The organism is Bacillus paranthracis (genome assembly GCF_001883995.1).
GTDB classification, from domain to species: domain Bacteria; phylum Bacillota; class Bacilli; order Bacillales; family Bacillaceae_G; genus Bacillus_A; species Bacillus_A paranthracis.
Genome location: NZ_MACE01000056.1, coordinates 99,953 through 124,971 on the forward strand (window position 1 = coordinate 99,953; position 25,019 = coordinate 124,971).

At 35.9% G+C, this 25,019-nt stretch carries 24 protein-coding genes and 1 pseudogene; 19 read left to right on the top strand and 6 right to left on the bottom strand.

From position 1 onward, the window contains the following. Nucleotides 1-3 precede the first annotated feature (3 nt). Nucleotides 4-951 (bottom strand): class I SAM-dependent methyltransferase, encoded by a 948-nt coding sequence (locus tag BAQ46_RS22485; protein WP_071742818.1) that lies wholly within the window; start codon nucleotides 949-951, stop codon nucleotides 4-6. 194 nt (nucleotides 952-1,145) lie between these two features. Here BAQ46_RS22485 and hutP point away from each other — a divergent pair, with 194 nt between their 5' ends. The 11 genes from hutP (at nucleotide 1,146) to BAQ46_RS22540 (ending at nucleotide 14,860) form a co-directional block, all read left to right on the top strand. Further along, complete coding sequence (gene hutP / locus BAQ46_RS22490) at nucleotides 1,146-1,586, top strand: histidine utilization transcription antiterminator HutP (protein ID WP_000926516.1); 441 nt, start codon at nucleotides 1,146-1,148, stop codon at nucleotides 1,584-1,586. 103 nt (nucleotides 1,587-1,689) lie between these two features. After that, complete coding sequence (gene hutH / locus BAQ46_RS22495; RefSeq protein ID WP_000631850.1) at nucleotides 1,690-3,207, top strand: histidine ammonia-lyase; 1,518 nt, start codon at nucleotides 1,690-1,692, stop codon at nucleotides 3,205-3,207. A 23-nt stretch (nucleotides 3,208-3,230) separates the two neighbouring features. Further along, entirely contained in the window at nucleotides 3,231-4,889 is a 1,659-nt protein-coding gene (gene hutU, locus BAQ46_RS22500) for a urocanate hydratase (RefSeq protein WP_000416706.1), read from the top strand. A 12-nt stretch (nucleotides 4,890-4,901) separates the two neighbouring features. Next, nucleotides 4,902-6,173 carry an imidazolonepropionase gene (gene hutI, locus BAQ46_RS22505; protein WP_000887524.1) on the top strand — a complete coding sequence of 424 codons (1,272 nt, stop codon included), beginning with the start codon at nucleotides 4,902-4,904 and terminating at the stop codon, nucleotides 6,171-6,173. After that, nucleotides 6,152-7,123 (top strand): formimidoylglutamase, encoded by a 972-nt coding sequence (gene hutG, locus BAQ46_RS22510; RefSeq protein WP_071742820.1) that lies wholly within the window; start codon nucleotides 6,152-6,154, stop codon nucleotides 7,121-7,123. The genes hutI and hutG overlap by 22 nt, the downstream gene beginning before the upstream one ends. Before the next feature lie 261 nt (nucleotides 7,124-7,384). Then, the gene (locus BAQ46_RS22515; RefSeq protein ID WP_000486325.1) at nucleotides 7,385-7,846 is read left to right on the top strand and encodes a CarD family transcriptional regulator; all 462 of its coding nucleotides are present in this window, start codon (nucleotides 7,385-7,387) and stop codon (nucleotides 7,844-7,846) included. 565 nt (nucleotides 7,847-8,411) lie between these two features. Next, a complete protein-coding gene (locus BAQ46_RS22520; protein ID WP_061184789.1) occupies nucleotides 8,412-9,539 on the top strand; it encodes an alkene reductase in 1,128 nt (375 codons plus the stop codon). 67 nt (nucleotides 9,540-9,606) lie between these two features. Further along, on the top strand, nucleotides 9,607-11,175 hold the full coding sequence (locus BAQ46_RS22525; RefSeq protein WP_071742822.1) for an FMN-binding glutamate synthase family protein: 1,569 nt from the start codon (nucleotides 9,607-9,609) through the stop codon (nucleotides 11,173-11,175). Nucleotides 11,176-11,465: 290 nt separating this feature from the next. Further along, a complete protein-coding gene (gene putP, locus BAQ46_RS22530; protein WP_071742824.1) occupies nucleotides 11,466-12,944 on the top strand; it encodes a sodium/proline symporter PutP in 1,479 nt (492 codons plus the stop codon). 341 nt (nucleotides 12,945-13,285) lie between these two features. After that, on the top strand, nucleotides 13,286-14,224 hold the full coding sequence (locus BAQ46_RS22535) for a ring-cleaving dioxygenase (protein ID WP_000412746.1): 939 nt from the start codon (nucleotides 13,286-13,288) through the stop codon (nucleotides 14,222-14,224). Nucleotides 14,225-14,248: 24 nt separating this feature from the next. Next, complete coding sequence (locus tag BAQ46_RS22540; RefSeq protein ID WP_000975470.1) at nucleotides 14,249-14,860, top strand: alpha/beta hydrolase; 612 nt, start codon at nucleotides 14,249-14,251, stop codon at nucleotides 14,858-14,860. Between the two features lie 55 nt (nucleotides 14,861-14,915). Here BAQ46_RS22540 and BAQ46_RS22545 read toward each other — a convergent pair whose 3' ends face one another. Further along, complete coding sequence (locus BAQ46_RS22545; RefSeq protein ID WP_071742826.1) at nucleotides 14,916-16,448, bottom strand: BA3702 family sensor histidine kinase; 1,533 nt, start codon at nucleotides 16,446-16,448, stop codon at nucleotides 14,916-14,918. A 235-nt stretch (nucleotides 16,449-16,683) separates the two neighbouring features. Between BAQ46_RS22545 and BAQ46_RS22555 the strand changes: the two genes are divergently transcribed. After that, nucleotides 16,684-17,055, top strand: a complete 372-nt coding sequence (locus BAQ46_RS22555; RefSeq protein WP_001261472.1) for a VOC family protein — start codon at nucleotides 16,684-16,686, stop codon at nucleotides 17,053-17,055. 20 nt (nucleotides 17,056-17,075) lie between these two features. On the opposite strand, the gene BAQ46_RS22560 is transcribed toward BAQ46_RS22555, so the two are convergent. Beyond that, nucleotides 17,076-17,885, bottom strand: a complete 810-nt coding sequence (locus tag BAQ46_RS22560; RefSeq protein ID WP_000251338.1) for a YitT family protein — start codon at nucleotides 17,883-17,885, stop codon at nucleotides 17,076-17,078. Nucleotides 17,886-18,011: 126 nt separating this feature from the next. On the opposite strand from BAQ46_RS22560, the gene BAQ46_RS22565 reads away from it, so the two are divergent. From BAQ46_RS22565 to BAQ46_RS22575, 3 genes are read left to right on the top strand one after another with little or no spacing between them, the layout of a single operon-like run. Further along, nucleotides 18,012-18,833: a protein phosphatase 2C domain-containing protein gene (locus tag BAQ46_RS22565; RefSeq protein WP_046198971.1), complete on the top strand. Its 822-nt coding sequence runs from the start codon at nucleotides 18,012-18,014 to the stop codon at nucleotides 18,831-18,833. A 13-nt stretch (nucleotides 18,834-18,846) separates the two neighbouring features. Next, nucleotides 18,847-19,305 (top strand): peptidoglycan recognition protein family protein, encoded by a 459-nt coding sequence (locus BAQ46_RS22570; protein WP_071742828.1) that lies wholly within the window; start codon nucleotides 18,847-18,849, stop codon nucleotides 19,303-19,305. A gap of 11 nt (nucleotides 19,306-19,316) precedes the next feature. Then, entirely contained in the window at nucleotides 19,317-19,568 is a 252-nt protein-coding gene (locus tag BAQ46_RS22575; RefSeq protein ID WP_001983516.1) for a DUF2164 domain-containing protein, read from the top strand. Nucleotides 19,569-19,680: 112 nt separating this feature from the next. Here BAQ46_RS22575 and BAQ46_RS22580 read toward each other — a convergent pair whose 3' ends face one another. Further along, nucleotides 19,681-20,109: a cytidine deaminase gene (locus BAQ46_RS22580; protein ID WP_071742829.1), complete on the bottom strand. Its 429-nt coding sequence runs from the start codon at nucleotides 20,107-20,109 to the stop codon at nucleotides 19,681-19,683. A 397-nt stretch (nucleotides 20,110-20,506) separates the two neighbouring features. On the opposite strand from BAQ46_RS22580, the gene BAQ46_RS22585 reads away from it, so the two are divergent. After that, nucleotides 20,507-21,985, top strand: coding sequence for a DUF4822 domain-containing protein (locus BAQ46_RS22585; protein ID WP_061131730.1), 1,479 nt, complete (start codon nucleotides 20,507-20,509; stop codon nucleotides 21,983-21,985). A gap of 201 nt (nucleotides 21,986-22,186) precedes the next feature. Here BAQ46_RS22585 and BAQ46_RS22590 read toward each other — a convergent pair whose 3' ends face one another. Together BAQ46_RS22590 and BAQ46_RS22595 are read right to left on the bottom strand one after the other, a co-directional pair. Beyond that, complete coding sequence (locus BAQ46_RS22590) at nucleotides 22,187-22,399, bottom strand: CsbD family protein (RefSeq protein WP_000160413.1); 213 nt, start codon at nucleotides 22,397-22,399, stop codon at nucleotides 22,187-22,189. A 171-nt stretch (nucleotides 22,400-22,570) separates the two neighbouring features. Beyond that, nucleotides 22,571-23,383: a GNAT family N-acetyltransferase gene (locus BAQ46_RS22595; RefSeq protein ID WP_000104265.1), complete on the bottom strand. Its 813-nt coding sequence runs from the start codon at nucleotides 23,381-23,383 to the stop codon at nucleotides 22,571-22,573. A 152-nt stretch (nucleotides 23,384-23,535) separates the two neighbouring features. On the opposite strand from BAQ46_RS22595, the gene BAQ46_RS22600 reads away from it, so the two are divergent. The 3 genes and pseudogenes from BAQ46_RS22600 to BAQ46_RS22610 all read left to right on the top strand — a co-directional run bounded on the left by BAQ46_RS22600 (nucleotide 23,536) and on the right by BAQ46_RS22610 (nucleotide 24,981). Further along, nucleotides 23,536-23,739 carry a hypothetical protein gene (locus BAQ46_RS22600; protein WP_000810212.1) on the top strand — a complete coding sequence of 68 codons (204 nt, stop codon included), beginning with the start codon at nucleotides 23,536-23,538 and terminating at the stop codon, nucleotides 23,737-23,739. A gap of 77 nt (nucleotides 23,740-23,816) precedes the next feature. After that, a pseudogene (locus tag BAQ46_RS31585) lies at nucleotides 23,817-23,891 on the top strand (GNAT family N-acetyltransferase); the annotation flags it as partial. 301 nt (nucleotides 23,892-24,192) lie between these two features. Then, entirely contained in the window at nucleotides 24,193-24,981 is a 789-nt protein-coding gene (locus BAQ46_RS22610) for a helix-turn-helix domain-containing protein (RefSeq protein ID WP_071742831.1), read from the top strand. Nucleotides 24,982-25,019 lie beyond the last annotated feature (38 nt).

Here is a 25,019-nt window from a genome sequence, read left to right on the forward strand (position 1 = left end):
TTGCTAGCTTTTTTCTTTTTGACATCGATAAATGGCTAACGTTTTCGGATCGCGCCATATACCGTTATGAATTGCCAATTCATTTTCTACTTCTTCTTTTAGCCATTCCTTCATTTCGGCGTGAAGATGTGTATTATCAGGTATATTTAGCGACGGAAACATGCTAGAAATATAGTTTACAATTGGAGTAGCATGATGAAAAACGAGAGCATTATGAATAACTGCTTCTTCAACAGTTGAAAAAACAGACTGTAATATCTCTTTACCATTTTCCAAACAAAATGGCGTGACTGAAGATGTTGTTTTCGGTAAATCAAATGCGTCTAACATGCGATTACACATTTCAACTATACGAGGTAATGTAACGTCAGAATTTGTAGTAGCTAAAAGTGAGCCACCAGGACGTATTACTTTATGGAACCCTTGGATAGTTTTTTCAACATCTTTCATATGATATAACATATGTCTTGCGACGATCCAGTCGTAGCAATTGGCTTCAAAAGGAAGTTTTTCAGCGTTACCTAGTCTCCATTCAATTAAAGTATTTGTTTTAGTGGCTTCAGAGAGCATGGCTTCTGATTGATCAAAACCTGTTAATTGACCTTTATGGCCATTCGCTTGCAAAAAGGAAAGAAATTTTCCGTTAGCGCACCCAACCTCTAATATTTTCTCGTCTCCTTGAAGTTGTAAATGATCCATGACGACTTCATCTAAATTCACTTGTTTTTCTTCGTAATGTTTATGCGTATCAATACGTATTTGTAAATGGTGGCTTACATTGTACTGGCGTTTTACATCATTCATCTTTTCGCATTCCACCTTCGTGCAAAATTGCTGAATTGCGTGCGTTAATACGTCGGTTTTCTTTAAGCCTTCGTAATGGAGTGCAGCTTCAAACCTTTCAAGTAATTTTTCTTCAATTCGAAAATGAATGTTTTTTCGCTTTGTCACTGAAATCTCTCCCCTTTGTATCGGTTAGTGAGACTATAACACGCCTGGAAAATTTGTGTAAATCATTTGTGTACACAAATGGAGGGGATGAAAAAATTGTTTGAATGTGAGTTTAAACTATTGACGATTTAACCGTTTTCATATATTCTTAAATTAAGAAATATTCAAATAATTAAAAGAAATGAGAGAGTCACATGCTTCTTCAAGGAACACATCGAATTGGTCGTATGGCCATGCTGTTGGCACTTGCGGATGAGAATGAAAGCCCTGTATTATCTATCCCAAAAGGTTGGAAGTATTGTACGGGGAAAGTGGGTTCGATGAATTCGCAAAAGGTTGTCGCAGCAATGGAAACAGCGGCTAAGAGCAACCAAGTTATTGAAACAGACGTTTACAGAGAAACACATGCACTTTATCACGCAATTATGGAAGCTTTGTACGGAGTGACGAGAGGTCAAATTCAGTTAGCAGACGTTCTTCGTACAGTAGGACTTCGCTTTGCAATTGTGCGCGGTACACCATACGACGGAAAAAAAGAGGGCGAATGGGTTGCTGTTGCATTATATGGAACGATTGGTGCACCTGTAAAAGGATCTGAGCATGAGGCGATTGGTTTAGGAATTAATCACATATGATTTGCCCATAGTCTATTAGTTAGAAGGGGGCCTTACTTTTTTAGGACAGAAGTCTGTCTTAAAAAGATAAGGTCCCCTTTTGCCTTTTTAAGGAGGAAAAACAATGATTACGTTAACAGGACACACATTGACAATTGAAGAAATGAAGAGGTTGTTACTTGAAGGAGAAGGTGTAACAGCTTGTCCAACTAGTATGCAAAAGGTGGCAGAGTGCCGCGAAGTAGTTGAGAAAATTGTAGAGGACGGAAAAGTTGTTTACGGTATTACAACTGGATTTGGAAAGTTTAGTGATGTGCTAATTCAAAAAGATGATGTAAAGGCACTTCAACATAATTTAATTCAGTCACATGCATGTGGGATAGGCGAGCCATTCCCTGAAGAAGTATCACGCGGTATGTTAATTTTACGAGCAAACACGATGCTTAAAGGAGTATCTGGTGTTAGACCGCTCGTTGTAAATATGCTTCTTGAGTTTGTAAATCGTAAAATTCACCCAGTTGTTCCACAACAAGGCTCACTTGGTGCGAGTGGCGATTTAGCACCTTTATCTCATCTTGCGCTCGTATTATTAGGCGAAGGTGAAGTGTTCTATAAAGGAAAACGCGTTCATGCAATGGTCGCTCTTACAGAAGAAGGTCTTGAGCCAATTGAACTTGAAGCGAAAGAAGGTCTGGCGTTAATTAATGGTACGCAGGCGATGACAGCGCAAGGAGTTCTTTCTTATATAGAAGCAGAAGCAACGGCTTATCAAGCTGAATTAATTGCATCTATGACAATTGAAGGTTTACAAGGCATTATTGATGCATTTGATGAAAATGTTCATAAAGCACGTGGTTATAAAGAGCAAGTGGAAGTAGCAAGCAGAATTCGTGACATCCTTCATGATAGTAAATTAACAACGAAACAAGGAGAACTACGTGTGCAGGATGCCTATTCACTTCGCTGTATTCCGCAAGTACACGGTGCTTCTTGGCAAGTTTTAAATTATGTGAAAGAAAAATTAGAAATTGAAATGAATGCCGCGACAGATAATCCACTTATTTTTGATGGCGGAGAAAAAGTAATTTCAGGTGGTAATTTCCACGGTCAACCAATTGCATTTGCGATGGACTTCTTAAAAGTTGGAATGGCAGAACTTGCAAATATTTCAGAGCGCCGTATTGAACGCTTAGTAAATCCACAGTTAAACGATTTACCACCATTTTTAAGTCCAGAACCAGGACTTCAGTCTGGTGCAATGATTATGCAATATGCTGCAGCGTCACTAGTTTCTGAAAATAAAACGTTAGCACATCCGGCGAGTGTTGATTCAATCCCGTCATCAGCTAATCAAGAAGATCACGTAAGTATGGGAACAATTGCTTCACGCCATGCACATCAAATTATTCAAAATGTAAGACGTGTTCTTTCAATTGAGATGATTTGTGCGATGCAAGCAGCAGAATATCGCGGTATTGAAAACATGAGTACAGTGACGAAGAGCTTCTATCATCAAGGTCGTCAACAAGTACCTTCTATTACTAATGACCGTATATTCTCAACGGATATTGAAAATATTGCGTATTGGTTAAAAACGAATTATTCGATAAAAGAAAGATTAGATGTAAACGCAGCACTATAAAATGAGAAAAGGGAGAGATTGAAATGGAAAAAGTTAAACAAACAATTCGCGCGCCAAGAGGTACTGAGTTACAAACGAAAGGGTGGGTGCAAGAAGCTGCACTTCGTATGTTAATGAACAATTTAGATCCGGAAGTTGCTGAAAAGCCAGAAGAATTAGTTGTATATGGTGGAATCGGCCGTGCAGCTCGTAACTGGGAAAGCTACAATGCAATTGTAGATTCATTAAAAACGTTAGAAAGCGATGAAACATTACTTGTTCAATCAGGAAAACCAGTTGCAATCTTTAAATCACATGAAGATGCACCTCGCGTTCTTTTAGCGAACTCAAACTTAGTACCGAAGTGGGCGAACTGGGATCACTTCCGTGAACTAGAGAAAAAAGGTCTTATGATGTATGGACAAATGACAGCAGGTAGCTGGATTTACATTGGAACACAAGGTATTTTACAAGGGACATATGAAACGTTTGGTGAAGCGGCACGCCAACATTTCGGTGGTTCATTAAAAGGTACATTAACACTTACTGCTGGTTTAGGTGGTATGGGCGGTGCACAACCTCTTGCTGTAACGATGAATGGCGGTGTTGTTATCGCTATTGATGTTGATAAGCGCAGTATCGATCGCCGTATTGAAAAGAGATACTGTGATATGTATACAGAATCATTAGAAGAAGCATTAACGGTTGCGAACGAGTATAAAGAGAAGAAAGAACCGATTTCTATTGGTTTATTAGGAAATGCGGCAGAGATTTTACCAGAGCTAGTGAAGCGTAATATTACGCCAGATTTAGTTACAGATCAAACATCTGCTCATGATCCATTAAACGGTTATATTCCAGTAGGTTACACATTAGAAGAAGCAGCAAAACTTCGTGAAGAAGATCCGGAGCGCTACGTACAATTATCAAAAGAAAGCATGACAAAACATGTAGAAGCAATGCTTGCTATGCAAGCAAAAGGCGCAATTACATTTGATTACGGAAATAACATTCGCCAAGTTGCTTTTGATGAAGGTTTGAAAAATGCATTCGATTTCCCAGGATTCGTTCCAGCATTTATCCGTCCATTATTCTGCGAAGGAAAAGGACCATTCCGCTGGGTAGCGCTTTCTGGTGACCCAGAAGATATTTATAAAACAGACGAAGTAATTTTACGTGAGTTTGCTGATAATGAGCATTTATGTAACTGGATCCGTATGGCTCGTCAGCAAGTTGAGTTCCAAGGTCTTCCGTCACGTATTTGTTGGCTTGGTTACGGTGAGCGCGCGAAATTTGGTCGCATCATTAATGAAATGGTTGCAAATGGTGAATTATCAGCACCAATCGTTATCGGTCGTGACCATTTAGATTGCGGATCAGTAGCATCTCCAAACCGTGAAACAGAAGCGATGAAAGATGGTAGTGATGCAGTAGCTGACTGGCCAATTTTGAATGCATTAATTAACAGTGTAAACGGTGCAAGCTGGGTATCTGTTCACCACGGTGGCGGCGTTGGTATGGGTTATTCACTTCACGCTGGAATGGTTATCGTTGCAGATGGAACAGAAGCAGCAGCAAAACGTATTGAGCGCGTATTAACTTCTGACCCTGGTATGGGTGTTGTTCGTCACGTGGATGCAGGATATGACTTAGCTGTGGAAACTGCGAAAGAAAAAGGCGTTAACATTCCAATGATGAAATAAGGAGGAGAAAACATGCTGGACACTTTACTAATAAATATCGGTCAATTGCTAACAATGGATCAAGAAGATGGCTTGTTAAGACGGGAAGCGATGAACACGCTTCCTGTTATCGAAAACGGTGCGGTTGGAATTGAAAATGGTGTGATCACTTTCGTTGGAACAGCGGAAGAAGCAAAAGGGTTACAAGCGAAAGAGGTTATTGATTGCGGCGGGAAAATGGTTTCCCCTGGCCTTGTTGACCCGCATACTCATCTTGTATTTGGTGGATCTCGTGAAAATGAAATCGCGCTAAAATTACAAGGAGTTCCGTACTTAGAAATTTTAGAACAAGGCGGAGGTATTCTTTCGACTGTAAATGCAACGAAAAAAGCGTCGAAGGAAGAACTTGTTCAAAAAGCGAAATTTCATTTAGACCGTATGCTATCTTTCGGAGTTACAACTGTAGAAGCGAAGAGTGGTTACGGATTGGATGATGAGACGGAATGGAAACAATTAGAGGCAACTGCACAATTACAAAAAGAGCATCCAATCGATTTAGTTTCTACATTTTTAGGTGCTCATGCAGTTCCGAAAGAGTATAAAGGTAGATCGAAAGAATTTTTACAATGGATGTTAGACTTACTGCCAGAAATGAAAGAGAAGCAATTAGCTGAATTTGTTGATATTTTCTGCGAAACAGGCGTGTTCTCTGTTGAAGAGTCGAAAGAGTTTTTATTAAAAGCGAAAGAGCTTGGCTTTGATGTGAAAATTCATGCGGATGAAATTGATCCTCTTGGTGGTGCGGAAGCGGCAGCTGAAATTGGTGCAGCATCAGCGGACCATTTAGTTGGTGCTTCTGATAAAGGAATTGAAATGCTTGCAAACTCTAATACAGTAGCCACTTTATTACCAGGAACAACTTTCTATTTAAATAAAGAAAGCTTTGCTCGCGGTCGTAAAATGATCGATGAAGGTGTTGCGGTAGCTTTAGCTACAGACTTTAACCCAGGCAGCTGTCCAACGGAAAACATTCAGCTTATTATGAGCATCGCAATGCTGAAGTTGAAAATGACACCAGAAGAAGTTTGGAATGCCGTAACAGTTAACTCTTCTTACGCAATTAATCGTGGTGACGTAGCTGGGAAAATTAGAGTAGGTCGCAAGGCAGATCTAGTGCTATGGGATGCTTACAATTATGCTTACGTACCGTATCATTACGGCGTAAGTCATGTAAATACAGTATGGAAGAATGGTAATATCGCATATACAAGAGGTGAACAATCGTGGAGCACGGCCACTATTTAAAGAAAAATGCCAAGTTTATCGATCGTGAAGTGACAAAATGGAGTGAAATGATCAAAGATTGGGAGGAAGGCGTGGAAATATTCGGTGCGGCCTTAATTGGAGCACCCCTTTCTAAACCGTCTATTAGTCATTCAGGAGCAAGTTTTGCTCCAAAAACAATTCGTGCGATGTTAGATGCATATAGCACGTACGCAATTACAGAGGAACATGATATGAAAGAAAGTGTCTTATATGATTGCGGCGATATTACGATGCATGTGACGGATATAAAAGAAAGTCATAACCGAATTGCGAAAACAGTTGGTCATGTAACGAAAGTAAATCCGAACATGATACCAATCGTTCTTGGTGGGGATCACTCGATTAGTTTTCCGAGTATAACAGGATTTGCAAATAGTAAAGGAAAGGTCGGTATTATTCAATTTGATGCCCATCATGATTTGCGCAATTTAGAAGATGGTGGTCCGTCAAATGGTACACCGTTCCGTAGTTTACTAGAAAATGGTGTTATTACAGGAAAACAACTCGTTCAAATCGGTATTCGTAATTTTTCAAATGCACGAGCGTACCATGAATATGCAAAAGAACATGGCGTGACAGTGTATACAATGAAAGATGTACGAGAGCGAGAAATAAAAGATATTATGACGGAAAGTATCGAAGTATTAAGAAAGCAAGGCGTGACCTCTATTTACATTTCTCTTGATATGGACGTACTAGATCAAGCATTCGCACCAGGTTGTCCAGCAATCGGTCCTGGCGGAATGGACAGTATGACTTTACTTGATGCGATTGAATTGCTTGGTAAAGAACCGCTTGTGCAAGGGATGGATATTGTAGAAATTGATCCAACTCTTGATTTCAGAGATATGACGAGTCGAGTAGCTGCGCAAGTGATTATGAGTTTTCTTTTAGCGAGGGAAACAGTTAGTAAGCAGGTTAGTATATAGAAGGAAAAGTAGATTTTTATTTACGCTTTATCAAAAACACATTACTACTCAAATGTAGTGATGTGTTTTTATGTTAAAAGAGAATGAATGTGTGTGGAACCGTTAATAAAATTGCGGTTTTTTATAGTGTATTGTGTGAATTTAATTTCTTGCTTCTGAAGTGTTGACGTGTAAAATATTTTTGTGATAAAATAAAAATTTTGCTAAAAAACTAAAAGTGTGTTAAACTTGAGAAGGTTACCATATATGGAGGTGGATTATTTGTTTCAAATTGGCGATAACATTGTTTATCCAATGCAAGGAGCAGGTATAATTAAAGCCATAGAAGAGAAGGAAATCGCAGGAAAAAAACAACAGTATTATGTTATAAAAATGTCGGCTAGTAATATGGAAATAATGATTCCTGAAGGGAAAATATTGAGTTCAAATATACGACCAGTAACGGATATCACGGCATTAATACACATAATAGATATTTTTCAACATGGAGAATCAGATAGATTACTTACGTGGAAACAAAGATATAAATTGAACACTGATAAAATAAAAACGGGTAAAATGCAAGAAGGTGCTGAAGTTGTGCGTGATCTAATGCGTATACAGAAAGAAAAGGCACTTAATGCAAGCGAAAAGAAAATGTTAGATAACGCACATGAATTTTTGATTAGTGAACTGGGATTAATTGAAGGTATCACAGAAAATCAAATAAAAAGCTTTTGTTAAGGTTCATTACAAATAATATATGGCATCCCAAAAAAAGGTTTTGAATTTTTGGGGAACATAATTATAGACAATCAATCATTTCAAAGACATTCAACTCTTTCAAACCACTTTTAGAGCATTAACCTCTTTTGTTATTACTACAATCAAATCCATTTTTATTTTTTAATTCTTTTACGAATGTTCGAAGTTTAATTCAATACTTCGATAAAATAGTTACTTGATTTTTGCAATCCTGATTCACACTGGCACGGACGAGGAGCCGTAAGGATGAAAGAGAGGTAGGGCTTTCATTGTTTTAGGTATATAAGTTATTATTTTTAGAAGAATACTGAACCATTTTCACTTCTATTGATAAGGGATTCTTTATATTAAAGAGATGAAGAAATTGACAGCCATATATGATCAACTAAAAAAGGTTTCCTACTAAGGAAACCTTTTTAGTTTATTTATAGCATTCTGTTTTTTGGATATTCGAATGTTTTATAGAAAAGTCGTATAAATTGACGTTACTATTTAAAAGTAAGTATGATGCGATTATAGCAAGAATTTTTAAGGGGGAAGAAAAATGGCAAGTTCTAATAATAAAGCGGCAAGTATTTATGAAGGAACAAATGTAAACGCTTGGGGATCTTTTGAAAATATTGAAGAAACGAAGTTGTTTGATCAGATTCAAGTCGGAGCTTGGTCTCTTCGTAATCGCATAGCAATGGCACCGATGACAAGATGCTTTGCAGACAATGAAACTGGAGTAGTTGGTGCTGATGTAGTGGAGTACTATAGAAAGCGTGCTGCTGACGGAGTTGGATTAATTATTACAGAAGGAATTGTCATTAGTCCGAGAGCGAAAGGCAATCCAGGAGTACCAGGGATTTATACGCAAGAACAAATTGATTCATGGAAACCTGTTACAGAGGCAGTACATAAAGAAGGCGGGACAATTATTGCTCAAATATGGCATGTTGGTCGTATGAGTCATCATGAAATAATTGGTGGGCAAATGCCCCAAGCGCCTTCTGCCATCGCTGCAGAAGGGAATGTTCCACGTTTTCGCAAACCATTCGATACACCAGAAGCAATGACATTAGAAGAAATACAAGAAGTTATCAGTCAATACGCACAAGCAGCAAAAAATGCGATTGAAGCTGGGTTTGATGGGGTAGAAATTCACGGTGCACACGGATATTTAATTGATCAATTTACTTATGAGTTTGCTAATAAGCGTACTGATAAATATGGCGGTGACTTAAAGCAAAGATTAACGTTTATGAAAGAAGTAACTGAGGCTGTAATAGAAGCAGTTGGAGCTGATAAAACACTTCTTCGTTTCTCTGCTTTTAAAGGGGATAATCCTACTTATATGTGGGAAAACCCTGAGCTGGCAATTGAAACATTTGTAAATATGTTTAAAGAAGTTGGATTAACGATGATTCATCCTTCAACGATGAATTATACGCAAGTGATTGCTGACGGAAAGAATTTTCATCAATTAGTAAGAAAATATTGGGAGGGTACGATTGTTGGGGTTGGTAATTTGAATCCGAAAGAAGCTGAAGAAGCGTTGCAAGAAGGAACAATTGACGTAGCTGCATTCGGAAGACCGTTAATTGCTAATCCAGATTTTGTTCATCGAATTAAACATGCTGAAAGTTTAGTTGAATATGACGCGAAAGAGCATCTTGCTACATTAATTTGAATAAAGATAAAAGGAGAACACATGGAGTGTTCTCCTTTTATTATGGAATTTCATAGGGGGAAGCGAGATGAGTGAAACGCTACTCGTTATTATTAGCATATTACTATTATTAATGTTGCTTTTAATCGTCTTTTTTATTATCACATTTTTTATAAAAAAACGGACGCATCATTCTATTTTAAAATTACATCCATACTTAGGAAGAATGCGTTACTTACTGGAAAAGATAGGGCCGGAATTCCGACAATATTGGTTTGATCACGATACAGATGGAAAACCTTTTTCACGTTACGATTTTCAAAGTGTTATGTTTTTAGCGAAGTATCGCTCTGAAATACTTGGTTTTGGGTCGAAACGAGATTTTGAAGCATCTGGTTATTATATTGCTAATACGTTGTTTCCGGTATTAACAGAAGAATTAAGTGTGAACGTAACGCAAGAACGTGAAGGGAAAAAGTATGTGATTCATAAAGAAGGATTATTTTCACGGAGAGAAAAATTGACAGCGGATACAACGAATCTTTGGTTATACGAAGAAGACGATGCAATTATCGTCGGCGAAAATCGTAAATATCCGTGGAAACTGTATGGCATGTTTGGGGCATCAGCAACTTCTTACGGTGCGATTGGCGAAAATTATATTTTAGCGAGCGGCTTTGGAGCGAAAATGGCAGGCGGATCGTGGATTAATACTGGTGAAGGTGGCGTTATTCCAGAACATTTACATACAGGGGCGAATATCGTTGCGCAAATTGGTCCAGGGCTATTTGGATACCGTGATGAGGACGGGAATTTTTCAATGGAGAAATTTATGGAGAAAGTGAAAGAAAGTAATATTAAAGCATTTGAATTGAAATTTGGGCAAGGTGCGAAAATACGTGGTGGTCATTTAGAGGGGCAAAAAGTAAACGAGAAAATTGCTTTTGTTCGGAATGTACGAGAGGGAGAGACAATTAATTCACCGAATCGATTTTCATTTTTAAATAATGCAGCAGAGACACTTTATTTTATTCAACAGTTGCAAGAAACTGGCGGGAAACCAATCGGTATGAAAATTGTAATTGGACAGCAGGAGCCGTTGGAAGATTTATTTAAAACGATGAAAGAGTTAAATATCTATCCGGATTTTATTACAATTGACGGTTCAGAAGGTGGATCAGGAGCAACATATAAATCGATGGCAGATAGTATGGGGATGCCGCTTATTCCAGCGTTACTGACATGTATTGATACAGCGAATCAGTATGGTGTTCGTGATAAATTCAAAGTGTTTGCCTCGGGGAAATTAATTACACCAGATAAAGTGGCAATTGCTTTAGCGATTGGTGCAGATGCTGTAAACTCGGCACGTGGTTTTATGATGGCAAGCGGTTGTATTATGGCGCTTCAATGTAATTCTGGCCAATGTCCATCTGGTGTGGCTACGACGAATCCGCACTATCAAAAAGCGTTAGATCCGTATGAGAAGAAGTGGCGAGTTATGAATTATATTATTAGTATGAGATATAGTTTGTTTTCGTTAGCAGCAGCAGCGGGAGTAAAGAGTCCACGTCATTTAAAGAGAGATCATATTGTATTTAAAGATGAGGTGGGGCGGATAGTTCCTCTCTCAGAATTGTTTCCTACTAGTAAATAGAAGTAAGCTATGTTTAATAGATTAAAAGTCATACATTTGTATGGCTTATTTTTATTAAAAAAATAGGTGTTTTATTTTCTGAATATTTTTACTTTAATTTCTTTTAAAAACCGGGTAATCCACTGGGATAAAGGCGTTTATGAAGGTTTTCACATGCAGTAAAAAACACCTGTTCACTTGAAAGAACAAAAAATGTTTGTTAAGGTAGGGAACCATAAGCGAAAACAAGAAAATAGAAAAAGTCATTTTTCGAAATTTTGAATGGCTTATGTAACTAAGGGAGAGATTTGGTGAAGATTGAGATTATGGTTTCGCTTGCTATTTATATGGCAGGTATGTTGTATATCGGTTATTGGTCTTATAAGAAGACATCCGATTTATCAGATTATATGTTAGGCGGAAGGGGACTCGGTCCAGCAGTTACAGCTTTATCAGCTGGTGCTTCTGACATGAGTGGTTGGATGCTAATGGGATTACCTGGTGCGATGTATGCGACAGGGTTATCAAGTGTGTGGATTGCGATAGGTTTATTAATAGGTGCTTATGTAAACTATTTAATTCTTGCCCCGCGTTTGCGAACGTATACAGAAGTGGCTAATGATTCAATTACGATTCCAGACTTTTTAGAGAATCGATTTAAAGATCGTACGAAAATACTTCGTTTTGTCTCCGCTATCGTCATTTTAGTATTTTTCACATTTTATGCGTCGGCTGGTTTAGTATCAGGTGGACGTTTGTTTGAAAATTCTTTCAACCTTGATTATAAAATTGGTTTATTTGTAACTGTTGGTGTCGTAGTTGCTTATACACTATTCGGTGGTTTTTTAGCAGTAAGTTGGACCGACTTTGTGCAAGGGTGTATTATGTTTATTGCTCTCGTATTAGTACCAATTGTTGCTTTTACAGATGTCGGTGGTGTAACAGAAACATTCAATACGATTAAGCAAGTTGATGCATCGCATTTAGATATGTTTAAAGGGACCACAATTCTTGGTATTATTTCCTTTTTAGCATGGGGTCTTGGGTATTTTGGTCAACCACATATTATTGTCCGCTTTATGGCAATTACCTCTATTAAAGATTTGAAAACTTCTCGTAGAATCGGTATCGGTTGGATGACGATTTCAATTATAGGTGCAATGCTTACTGGTCTAGTTGGTATTGCTTATTACGCTAAAAATAATGCGACATTACAAGATCCGGAAATGGTCTTTGTAACATTCTCAAATATTTTATTCCATCCGTACATTACTGGATTTTTATTATCAGCTATTTTGGCTTCGATTATGAGTAGTATTTCCTCGCAATTACTTGTTATTTCAAGTGCAGTAACGGAAGATTTCTATAAAACATTTTTCCGTCGTAACGCAAGTGATAAAGAACTTGTATTTATCGGTAGAATGTCAGTTTTAGTAGTAGCTATGATCGCAGTTGTTTTAGCGTATCATCCAAGTGATACAATTTTAACACTCGTCGGTTATGCTTGGGCAGGATTTGGTTCAGCATTCGGACCTGCCATTTTATTAAGTTTATATTGGAAGAGAACGAACAAATGGGGCGTTCTTGCTGGGATGATTGTTGGTGCAGTAGTTGTAATTACTTGGGTACAAATTCCAAGTTTAAAAGCGACTATGTATGAAATGGTACCTGGATTCTTCTGTAGCTTATTAGCTGTGATTGTTATAAGTTTATTAACGAAAGAACCAGTTAAAGCAATTCATCGTGAATTTAATGAGATGGAAGCAGTGCTGGAAGAAGAAACGAAATGATTAGCGAAGAGAGTAAACGAAACTGGCGTTTACTCTCTTTTTATTTAAAATGAAAATAAGGAACTTGTTGACAACTAAAAGTAAGTAACTTATAATAAATTTGAGTTCGAGTTAATTTGTACTTTGAATAAAGATTTCAAATGGATTAAATATTTTTTTAATAATTATCTCGAATTTGAGATAATTTAAGGAACTGGAAGTTAATGTGTAATTTTAAAATCAATATCTCAAATTCGAGATAAAATTATCATGACGGATTTTACTAGTCAGTATGGACAAAATGAATAATGAATCTTAATGTAAAGCAATTTTTATAATGGAATAAAAAAGGAGTGGAAGAAATGGAAAAGAAAACAATGGGCATCCACCATATTACAGCGATTGTAGGGCATCCACAAGAAAATGTAGATTTTTACGCTGGTGTGTTAGGTTTACGTTTAGTGAAACAAACAGTGAATTTTGATGATCCAGGTACGTACCATCTTTATTTTGGTAATGAAGGAGGAAAACCGGGAACAATTATTACGTTTTTCCCATGGGCAGGTGCTCGTCAAGGAGTTATTGGTGACGGTCAAGTAGGAATCACTTCTTATGTTGTACCAAAAGGGGCAATGGAGTTTTGGGAAAATAGATTAGAAAAATTCGATGTTTCGTATACAAAAATGACTCGATTTGGGGAACAGTACTTAGAATTTGATGATCCACATGGTTTGCATATAGAATTAGTAGAAAGAGAAGAAGGCGAATTAAATAATTGGACTTTTGGGGAAGTTACGCCAGAAGTAGCAATTAAAGGATTTGGCGGTGCAGTTCTTTTATCAACGCAGCCTCAAAAAACTGCTGAACTGTTAGAACATATCATGGGTCTTGAGAAAATTGGAGAAGAGGGTGAATTTGTTCGATTCCGTTCTTCTGCTAATATTGGCAATATTATTGATTTGAAATTATCGACAATCGGACGCGGTCAAATGGGTGTTGGTACAGTTCATCATATTGCTTGGAGAGCGAGTGACGATGCTGATCAGCTAGACTGGAAAGAGCATGTGTCCCGTTTTGGATACCACGTAACTCCTGTACAAGATCGAAATTATTTTAACGCAATTTATTTTAGAGAACACGGTGAAATTTTATTTGAAATTGCAACAGATCCCCCTGGTTTCGCTCATGATGAATCGTTAGAGACGATGGGTGAGGAATTAAAGTTACCGGAACAATATGAAAAACATAGAAAACAGATTGAACAAACGCTTTTACCATTTGAAGTGAGAAATTTAGATTAAAGTGATTGAAAGGGGAAAAGGATTATGATGAAACATGTTTTTCAAAAAGGAAAAGATACGTCAAAACCAGTATTGCTATTACTTCATGGTACAGGAGGTAATGAATTAGATTTATTACCACTTGCAGAAATAATGGATCCGGAAGCTTCAGTATTAAGTGTCCGTGGAAATGTATTAGAGAATGGGATGCCACGTTTCTTCCGTCGATTAGCAGAAGGTATTTTTGATGAAGAGGATCTTATTTTCCGTACGAAGGAATTAAATGAGTTTTTAGACGAAGCTGCAAAAACATATGAATTTGATAGAAATAACATTGTAGCTATCGGTTATTCAAATGGAGCAAACATTGCGGCAAGCTTATTATTCCACTACGAAAATGCGTTAAAAGGTGCTGTGCTTCATCACCCAATGGTGCCTAGAAGAGGAACACAATTGCCTAATTTAGCTGGGAAATCCGTGTTTATTGCTGCTGGGACAAATGATCCAATTTGTTCATCTTCTGAGTCAGAGGAATTGAAGCTACTATTAGAAAATGCAAACGCTAATGTAACAATGCATTGGGAAAATAGAGGACATCAATTAACGATGGGTGAAGTAGAAAAAGCAAAAGAATGGTATGGAAAAACAGTTCTATAAGTATAAATAATAAAAGAAGCATCTGCTAATCGTTAGCAGATGCTTCTTTTATTATTTAAGACTGGATTGCAAGGTGAGGTGAAGAAAGTGGTAGGTGAATATCAACGACCGTACCTTTATTTAATTCACTTGAAATGTGTAATTTACCATGATGTTCTTCAATTATTTTGTAACACATCATTAATCCTAGCCCTGTGCCTTTTTCTTTTAAACTATAAAAAGGTTCGCCTAAACGGGAGATACGATCTTCTGGGATACCGCAACCTTCATCGATAATCCGTATTAAGATGAAATTACCCTCTAATGGTTTTGTTTGGATGAAAATATTTCCGCCATTTGGCATTGCTTCAATCGCATTTTTTAATATATTTATAAAAACTTGTTTTAATTGGTTACCGTCACATTGAATGTCATATACGTAATCAAAATGATCCATAATGATATGAACGCTATGCATAATTGCGGTTGGTAAAATAAATGTAACTACCTCTTCAATTAAAGTTTGTATGTTACAAGTTTGGATTGCTAATACTTGTGGTTTAGACATCGCCATAAATTGACTCGTGATAGATTCCATCTGTGAAATTTCACTTAACATAACATCGATATACCACTTCTGCTCCTCATTTATTTCAGGGAGTAGCAATGTTAGAAAACCTTTTAGAGAAGTGAGTGGATTTCGAATTTCATGAGCAATTCCAGCTGTCAGTTGTCCGACTACTGCGAGCTTTTCAGATTTTCGTAATAACTTTTCCGTTTCCTTTAGCTCAGTAATATCTCTTCCCATTACGATAAGACCTTTACGGGAGCCGTCAGGGTGATAGAGAGGAACTTTCGATATACTTAAGATTAGGTCGAAATCATCTCTATGAATAATAAATTCTTCACCATGAAGAATTTGTCTTTGTTGCCATGCTAATTCATCGACTTCTTCACAATGTAAAAAAGCTTCTCGGTACGCTTCATTATATTGAATGAGTTCACTATCTTTTTTTCCGTGGTAAGGTACATGATGGAAATTGAAGCAAGAAAGTGCGTAGTCATTTGCCTCAAGCCAGCGCCCTTCATGATCTTTAAATATAACAAACGCAGGCATGGAGTTTACTAATGTGCGTAATCTCTTCTCACTTTCTTTCAGCTTTTTCTCAATTCTTTCTGATTTTTCAAGAGGCTTCATAATGGCATATACGCCAGTTAGACGATTTTGGACAAAAATAGGAACTAGTTTTGTCACGACATCTAATAGGAATCCATCTTTATGATAAATAGATAAAATATATTCTTGTTGATTATCCGCTTCCGTATTCTTTATATTTTGTAATACTTGCTCAGAAATATGAGCTTCTAAAATCGAGGTAATGCTTTTCCGCTCTAATTCTGAAGAAGTGTAACCTAGTATTCTTTCGGCAGAAGGATTAGTGTGTATAATAATTCCCTCTAAATTTAATGAAATAATACCATCAGGGTTGTGTTCGAACAGAGATGCGTACATTTCTGTTAATGAACAATCTTGTATATGGTTGCGTAAACGTCTAGAAATGTTCGGATGACGTTTTTTTTGAGTTGATGAATATTTTTTACGACTCATAATAGTTCCTCCGTACAAATAGCATCTAAAAAGATTTGTCTATTCATAACTATAATATAGATGTAACGTGTATTTCTATAAAAAATGGAAGTTATATAATAAATTTTGTTTTCTTTATTTTGGAAAAGTACGTATAGGGTGGTAATAAGGGGAGCTTATATTGTTTTATAAATCATTTGTAAGTTACAGGAGTAGGTTTTCCTTATAACATTAGGGTAGAAGAGGGGGAGAGAAAATGAGAACTTATATTCAAGGGATCGATCATGTACAAGTAGCTGCGCCTGTAGGGTGTGAAGAAGAAGCGCGAGAGTTTTATAGTAATAAAATTGGTATGGAGGAAATCCCAAAGCCAGAGGAATTAAAGAAGCGCGGTGGGTGCTGGTTTAAGTGTGGAAATCAAGAGATTCATATCGGAGTTGAGCAAAACTTTACCCCAGCTAAAAAGGCACATCCGGCTTTTTATGTTTTAAACATAGATGAATTTAAACAAGCGTTAATACAGCAAGGCATTGAAGTAATAGATGATCATGCACGACCAGATGTAATTCGATTTTATGTGTCAGATCCGTTCGGAAATCGAATTGAATTTATGGAAAATAAAAACTAGGTGGAAATCCACCTAGTTTTTTAACCTTTTCTAAACAATCCTAATACTTCAACCGTTTCTGTAATGTTAACAAATGCATGAGGGTCAATTTCAGAAATTGTTAATTTCATACTTGCTAATTCTTCACGAGAAACGACTGTCATAAGTACACGTTTCTTTTCGCTAGAATAAGCACCTTCGCCATCAAGTAATGTAATGCCACGTACAACAGTTGAAAGAAGTTGTTTTTTCATTTTTTCTGCTTCATTTGTTACAATCATAAGTGTAACCTTTCGATGTTTCGTATGAATAGCATCGATAACTTTACCAGTTACATAAATGGAAAGTAAGCTTGTAAGGGCAACATCCCAAGTGAAGAAGAATCCTGCAATGATTACAACGACTGCATTTAAAACAATAAGGAATCCGCCAAGTTTAATATCTCTTTTGCGAGATAACAACATACCGATAATATCAAATCCACCAGTTGATCCATTACAGTTAAAAACAAGACCGATACCAGCTCCGGCAATAACACCACCAAAGATAGATGATAAAAGTGGATCTGTTGCTACGACTTTCACTGGAACATAGTATAATGCAACAGATAATACAATAACAGAGACAATCGTGTTAAAAATGACTTTTTTTCCAAGACCTATGTATCCTAAAATAAGGATAGGTAAGTTTAATACAAAGTTAATAATACCTGTGTTTACAGGAGTTACAATCCCTAAAATAATAGCAATTCCGCCAATTCCACTACTTAAAATTTTGTGGGGGATAAGGAAAAGATTAAAGGCAATCGCAATAATAATAGAACCAATAATAACACCAAGAAATCTGACCATCTCTTTCCCGTCCTTCACTGAAAAATTCATATTATTTCAAGATTATATATGATATTGAAAGTTTTGGGTAAAAACAGTTTATTTCGGAAAATTAGATTAATCAAAAGAATTTGAGTATTTTACCATTTGAAAGGGGATACAGTTGTGAAGATAAAAACATATCAACAGAAAAGCCCGTTGAAGCAAGAATGTGAGGATTCTTATTTTTGTAATGAAGAAAAAAAGATTTATGGTGTATGTGACGGTGCAACACCACTTGTCCCGTTTCGTGATGAAAAGGGACATAATGGAGCATACATCGCTTCACATTTATTTGCAAGTTATTTTAATTCATTCCGCGAAAATCATAGTTTACAAGTTGCAGTTGCAAAAGCAAATGAAGCATTGCAAAGAAAAATGTTAGCATATGGAGTAGATACGAGAAAGAAAGAGCATTTGTGGTGCACATGTATCGCGGCAGTCCAAATAGTTGGTGAGAAAATTGAATACGCACAGTTAGGGGACTGTATGATTGTCGCAATATTTCGGAAAGGAACGATGCAAGTATTAACGAAAGATACGGTTGAAGGAATTAGTAAACGAGCAAAAAAGAAAAGAGAAGAAGATCGTAAAAAAGGGTTATCTGTACCAGAAGAACATGTTTTTCAAGATGTGCGAGAACAGTTAAAATACAATCGTTATCTTGCAAATGTGAAGGGGGGATATTCCGTTGCGAATGGAATGAAAGAAGCAATTCATTATTTGCAGCATGGGGAATTACATGTAGATGAAGTGAGTGGGATTTTTATTTGTTCAGACGGATTATTCCACCCAGATTGGCCACTCGAACAAACTGTTGCATATATAAGAAAGAATAGTATAAATGAATATGTAGCAATTATTGAAGAGTTAGAAGGGGAAAAGAGAATACGACCAGATGATAAAACAATTATGATGATTGATTTTTAAGGGGGATATTCAAATGGAAATTAAATGTGTAAATTTAGCATTTCAAGATGAATTAGTTCCTTTAGAAAAAGTAAACAAACTGATTATTCACCATACATCCGAAGATGGATGGGATGTGTATAAAACACATGAATTTCATCAAAAAGTAAGAGGGTGGAGCGGGATCGGTTACAATTATTTTATTGAAGAAGATGGAACTGTAGTCGAAGGACGTGGTTTACATATTGGAGCACATGCGAAAGATCATAATAGAGATGCAATTGGAATATGTATGACGGGTAATTTTGATAAATATGATCCAACTACCGCACAAATGAATGCATTATATTCTTTATGTAAAATGTTTATGAATCGGTTTGCTATAAAGAAAGAAAATATACTCGGTCATAGGGAGCTAGAAGGCGTTACAAAAAGTTGTCCTGGAAAGCGTTTTTCTATGGTAGAGTTAAGAAACATACTATCTTACATATAGAGGAGTAATAAATGATGATGAATATAAAAATACCAAATGATAAAAAAGAAGAGCTTGTAGCACAAATTCAGCAATTTTTCGTTGAAGAAGATTTAGATGAAATTGGACGTTTCCAAGCAGAGCGTTTAATAGAAGAAATGATTAAATTAGTTGGACCATTTGCATACAATCAAGCAATTGGAGATGCAAGAAAGCTTGTAACAGAGAAACTATCTAATATTGAAGAAGATTTGTATGTGTTAGAAAAAAGTGAAGGGAAGTAAACTTCCGTCAATTATAAAATAAGTGTTATGTCACGTCCTTTTCCGATGTTTTATTTGGAAAAGGACGTGACATTTTTTTATTGTCATCAGGAAAATAATGAAACTTATTCCTCTATCTCGTACTCCATTCTTTTGCCATTTCATCATGATATGCTTCTGTCCAATGATATGGTTGCAACTCTTTTAAAGGTTTAAAAATAATATCTTGTTTAGCATTTGTAATCGCACACTGTACTTTTGGTCCCCAATAAAATAAACGTTCTTGGCATACACCACAAGGCGAGAGTACCTTTAATTCAGAATGCTCATTTTCTCTCGCAAGACAAATAGAATGTGTAACTTTCTTTTGAAATTTATGAGCTTCTAAAATTGCACCTGTTTCCATACAAAGTTCTGTTGAAGCATTTATTACGCCTGGAGCAACACTTGTATAAATTGTTCCATCTTCTACACGAATCGCTGCGGCTCCACCCCAATCGTTTGGATATCTTTGTTCAATTAACTGTTTCACCACATCATATAATTGTTGCTCAATATTCAATTTCTTTTCCTCATTTCTGCCCAAATTCAAGTTTTTTTATTTCGAAATATTCTTTCTTTTATCATGATAACATAAACAAAAAAATAGAATGAACTTTTAATTTCAAGCCATCTTTTTTGCCAAAAGGAACGTTTTTTTATAAAAAAGTTGAGATTAAAAATATATTATCTTAATTTTATCTTTTTTTAATAATTTGTTTATGGGCAATTTATAGTTGTTATTTATAATTCCTATATATAGCAGCTATTGATACTATAAATAAGAAATTTGAATGTGTAACACTTTGTATTCCATTAGCTGTAATCAAAATTTATAACATAAATTGCGCACATAGAATCTTCTTTTGAAAGAAAAGTGGTGTAATTCTTTGTTAAATGAAGGAAGGGTTTGGGAAGCTATGAATAAAACAATTTTAAAAACATGTATCATATCAGCAGTTTTAGGTGGAAGTCTATTAAGTGAAACGACTGGAGTGGTGAAAGCAGAAGAGATTACACCAAAAACGAATCATACTGGTGTATTTAAAGATGTTCCAAAGGGGCACTGGGCATATGAGGCGATTCAGCAATTAACAGACGAGAAAATCATTTTCGGCTATGATGATGGAAGATTTGGTTTTGGAGATAACGTGACACGCGAACAAGTTGCAGCTTTACTATATCGTTATTTTAATTTGGCAGAAGACAAAAATTATCAGAACCCATATGGAGACGTAAGTGAAGATTCGACAAGTTATATAAAGGAGATTTTGTCTTTAACAGAAATGGGCGTTTTTAAGGGTGACGAGCATGGGAACTTTAGACCGAAGGCTTCCTTAACGCGTGCAGAAATGGCACAAGTTCTTACAAATGCTTTTCATTTAAAGGCAAAGAGTGATCACACTTTTAATGACGTTTCAACGAACTCATGGGCAAGCAATGCAATTAGTGCTGTTCAAACAAATAATATTGCAAAAGGAGTAGGCGGAGGAAATTTTGCTCCAAATATGGATGTGACGCGTGAACAGTATGCACAATTTTTATACAATGCAATACAAGAAACTAAGCAAACTCAAAAGACGAAGGGGCAACAACTAGCTAGTATACTTGGTGAAACAAACTGGCAAGGGACAAAAGTCTATGACAAAGATCATAATGATGTAACGAAAGAAAATCAAAATTTCATCGGGCTTGCAAAGTATGATGCTAAAACGGCAAGGTATGAATTTTTTAATGCAAATACAGGAGAGAGTCGTAATGATAGCGGTACCTTTTTTATAACGAATGATGGAAAGAAAAGAGTACTAATTTCTGAGACGCAAAATTATCAAGCAGTTGTTGAATTAACGCAATTAGATAAGGAGAAATTTACATATAAAAGAATGGGGAAAGATACAAAAGGGAACGATGTAGAGGTGTTTGTTGAACATATTCCGTACCATGAAAAAGAACTTTCTTTCACGCGGCCTGATAAAAATTTAGAAAGTTCAACAGGTAAAATAGTTAAAGATGTTGATGGAGATGAAATTTTATCTAGTACACTATGGAACGGAACGGTGGTATTAGACGACCAAGGTAATGATGTAACAAAATATAACTCAAACTTAATCAGTCTAGCAAAATACGATAAAAATACAAATAAATACGAGTTTTTCAATGTGAATACTGGAGAAAGTCGTGGAGACTACGGTTTCTTTGATGTTGTACATGGTAATAAAATAAGAGCTCACGTTTCGTTAGGAAATAATAAATACGGTGCAGTTCTTGAACTTACAGAATTAAATAAAGAGAAATTTACGTATACAAGAATGGGGAAAGATGCGAATGGAAAAGATATAAAAATCTTTGTTGAGCATGAACCGTATACAGGTGATCTAAAACCAAATTTCACAAAGTAAGCCTTTACTGTAGCAAAGGCATTATGTTAGAAAATGTTAGTAAGGAAAAGCTTAAGGGTTGGGTAATTAAAATAGTTATTTATAGACAAATAGATGCCTTGAGGCATCTATTTGTCGTTTTAAAATGATTTTTTATGGGTGCAATTTCTCTTTTCTCAAATCTAGTAACTTACTACTTGCACAACCCTACATTTTCGTTTTTTATTTATTTTCTTTATTCTCTTTATATTCATTAACTTTCTTTTTTACATTACCGACAGTATCTTTAGCAGTGCCTTTTACCTTATCCCATTTTCCTTCAGCTTGTAATTTCTTATTGTCAGTTACTTTCCCGACAACTTCCTTTACTTCACCTTTTACTTTATCAATGGCACCTTCTACTTTTTCTTTTAAACCATGATCATGCTTTGTCATACATTTCTCCTCCTTGTAGTTTGATTAGAATTCTCTTTTCATATTGCAAGTTGAATGATGTATCTAGCAATAGCGTAACAGATTTAGTTTGAATATTCAAATGGTTAATAGAGTTGAAAAGGAATTGTCATAAAGTGTATAAAGTAGTAATGAGAAGAGAAAGGATGTTAATTATATGTTTTTGGCGGTCCAGATTGATTTTGTATAAGCGATCTTCATATGGGCACGTTCCATATTATTTTGACTGCTGCTACCGAATCTTGCTTGTCCGACTATTAAATGACAATTGGATTCAATAGCTGTCTCAATTCGTTTTTGAATTAATGCAGTGTGACAACCTTTACGCTGAAATTCTGGCAAAGTAGCAGAAGCAGCTAATGATGCGACACCCTTATTTATATACAGGACACCAATGCCCGCAGGAATGTTTTGAACTTCAGCTATGAAAAAATGCCATCCTGGTTTATTGTGGAGAATTTCGTTATTTTGGCGCACGCCATCTTTTGTAAAGGATGGCATGTTAAATCCACGTACATATATGTCTGCAAAAACATCAAACTCATTTTCTTTTAGTTTGCGTACTGAAATGTTAGAAGGAAGAAGGGACGGATCTTCTCGCGGTGTACTATATAAAGCGGTATGGAAGCTAGATTGATAAAAACCTTTTTGAGATAAGTATTGAAATAGTTCAGCTGTACCTTGCGCTGGTGTAATTTCAAAACGGCAAGGAATTTGTAGTGATTGATAATAAGAGAGAATCGCATCTATCTCATCTGTATTTGTAAAGGTAACGCCTTTTACTGTATTAAAAGCAGGACCAGCAATTACTTTTGATGAAAAGGCAGTGGCACTACCGAACTTTTTCACTTGTACCTGCATTGGATTTCCGTCCATTGCTTGTAATAGTGCTAATCTAGAAGAAAGCATATGTATTTCTGCGTTTTCAATTTCTTGTGCGGTATTGATTGTCATAATTGTACTCATGAGATTCCTCCGTCAATAAATATATTTCATAGTACATATACGATGTTTGTTCTGAGATTCCTGTTGAAATGTAAGAGAATAAGAGGTTTTTTGGAAGGGAAATGGAAGTGAACTGTCGAAGGGAGTAGAAACAGATTAAAGGTGGTGCTCTCATGAAACAGAAAGACGTGCAGACATGCTCTAATTGTGGTTCTCAAAATATAGGAGAAGGTGAGTTTGTCGGTTATGCACAAATACGGAAAAAGGAGACGATGTTCACATCTTCACCAGTAGATGCTTATATTTGTACAGATTGCGGGAATGTCCTTTTATTAAAAGTACGACATTATGAAAAGTTTAAGCAGAAGCCGTTATGATTATTAAAAAGTGTTTTTATTAGGGAAGTTAATAGGAGAAATATTTACATATATATGAATATGCCTTATATAAAGAGATGACAACATATACTGTGTGGGATGCTTATGAATCGTTGCACAACGTACAAAAATGTATAGAAGAAATTGTGAATTAGTATGAGAAAGAAAAATTAGCTCATCTTAGAATATTTCATATCGAAAACTCCTTTAAATAAATAAAGGAGTTTTTATTTTCGGGTAACAATAATTACCTTTAATTGTTATAATTGGTTATTGAGATGGGAGGTTTTTATTTACACCATAATCATAAAAGAAAACTAGCTAAATTGTATAGAAAACCGCTATATAACACATTCGCAACCGTAAGTTGACAAAGTGCAACCGCAGGAAGATAGAGATAAAGGCAATGTTTACATACAATTTAGGTAAGAAAACAAAGGGGGACACACACATATGGGATTTGGTGAAAAGCTTTTTAAATTAAGAAAGGAAAAGGGCCTTTCTCAAGAAGCATTAGCTGAGAAATTAAACACAACAAGGCAAGCGGTTAGTAAATGGGAAAACGGTCAAGGTTTTCCTGAAACTGAAAAGTTAATAATGATTGGAAATGTTTTTGAAGTATCACTCGACTATTTATTAAAAGAAACTGCAGAGAAAAGTAATGAAAATGTGGATGGCTATTACGTAAGTCAGGAAATGGCAGAAGGGTATGTAGCGTATGGACAAAAAATTTCTAAATATATAGCGCTAGGATTTAGTTTACTCATTTTATCTACAATACCATATTTACTATTTAAAGAAGATGCAACAATGTCGACATTCCTTGTTATTATTATTGCTGTCCTTGGAATTGGAGCGATGATGGTACCTGTAATGATAGAAGAGAGTCGATACAATGTATTAAAAAAGGAAGAATTATTATTTGATCAAAACTTTCTAAAAGAATTGACAACAAGATATGCAATTATTAAGAAAAAGTATGCTGTAGTAATAATCGTTGGATTTTGTTTTATAGCAGCAGGAGCGCTACCTTTTTTATTTGAGAAAAAGCATATCACTTCAGGAGAATTAGTCCAGTATCACCCTTATTGTGTTGTACTTATTGCTATTGGAGTTTATCTTTTTGTTCGTGTGTTAGGAGTATTAGAGGCGTATCGAATTTTAGTAGAAAATAAAGAATATAGTAATCGTCTTATTTTTAAACTGAAAAAGAAAGTGAGAGAAAAAGTGGATAATTTTTAATAAATGAAAACATATTTTTATGAAAAGTTAAGATAGGA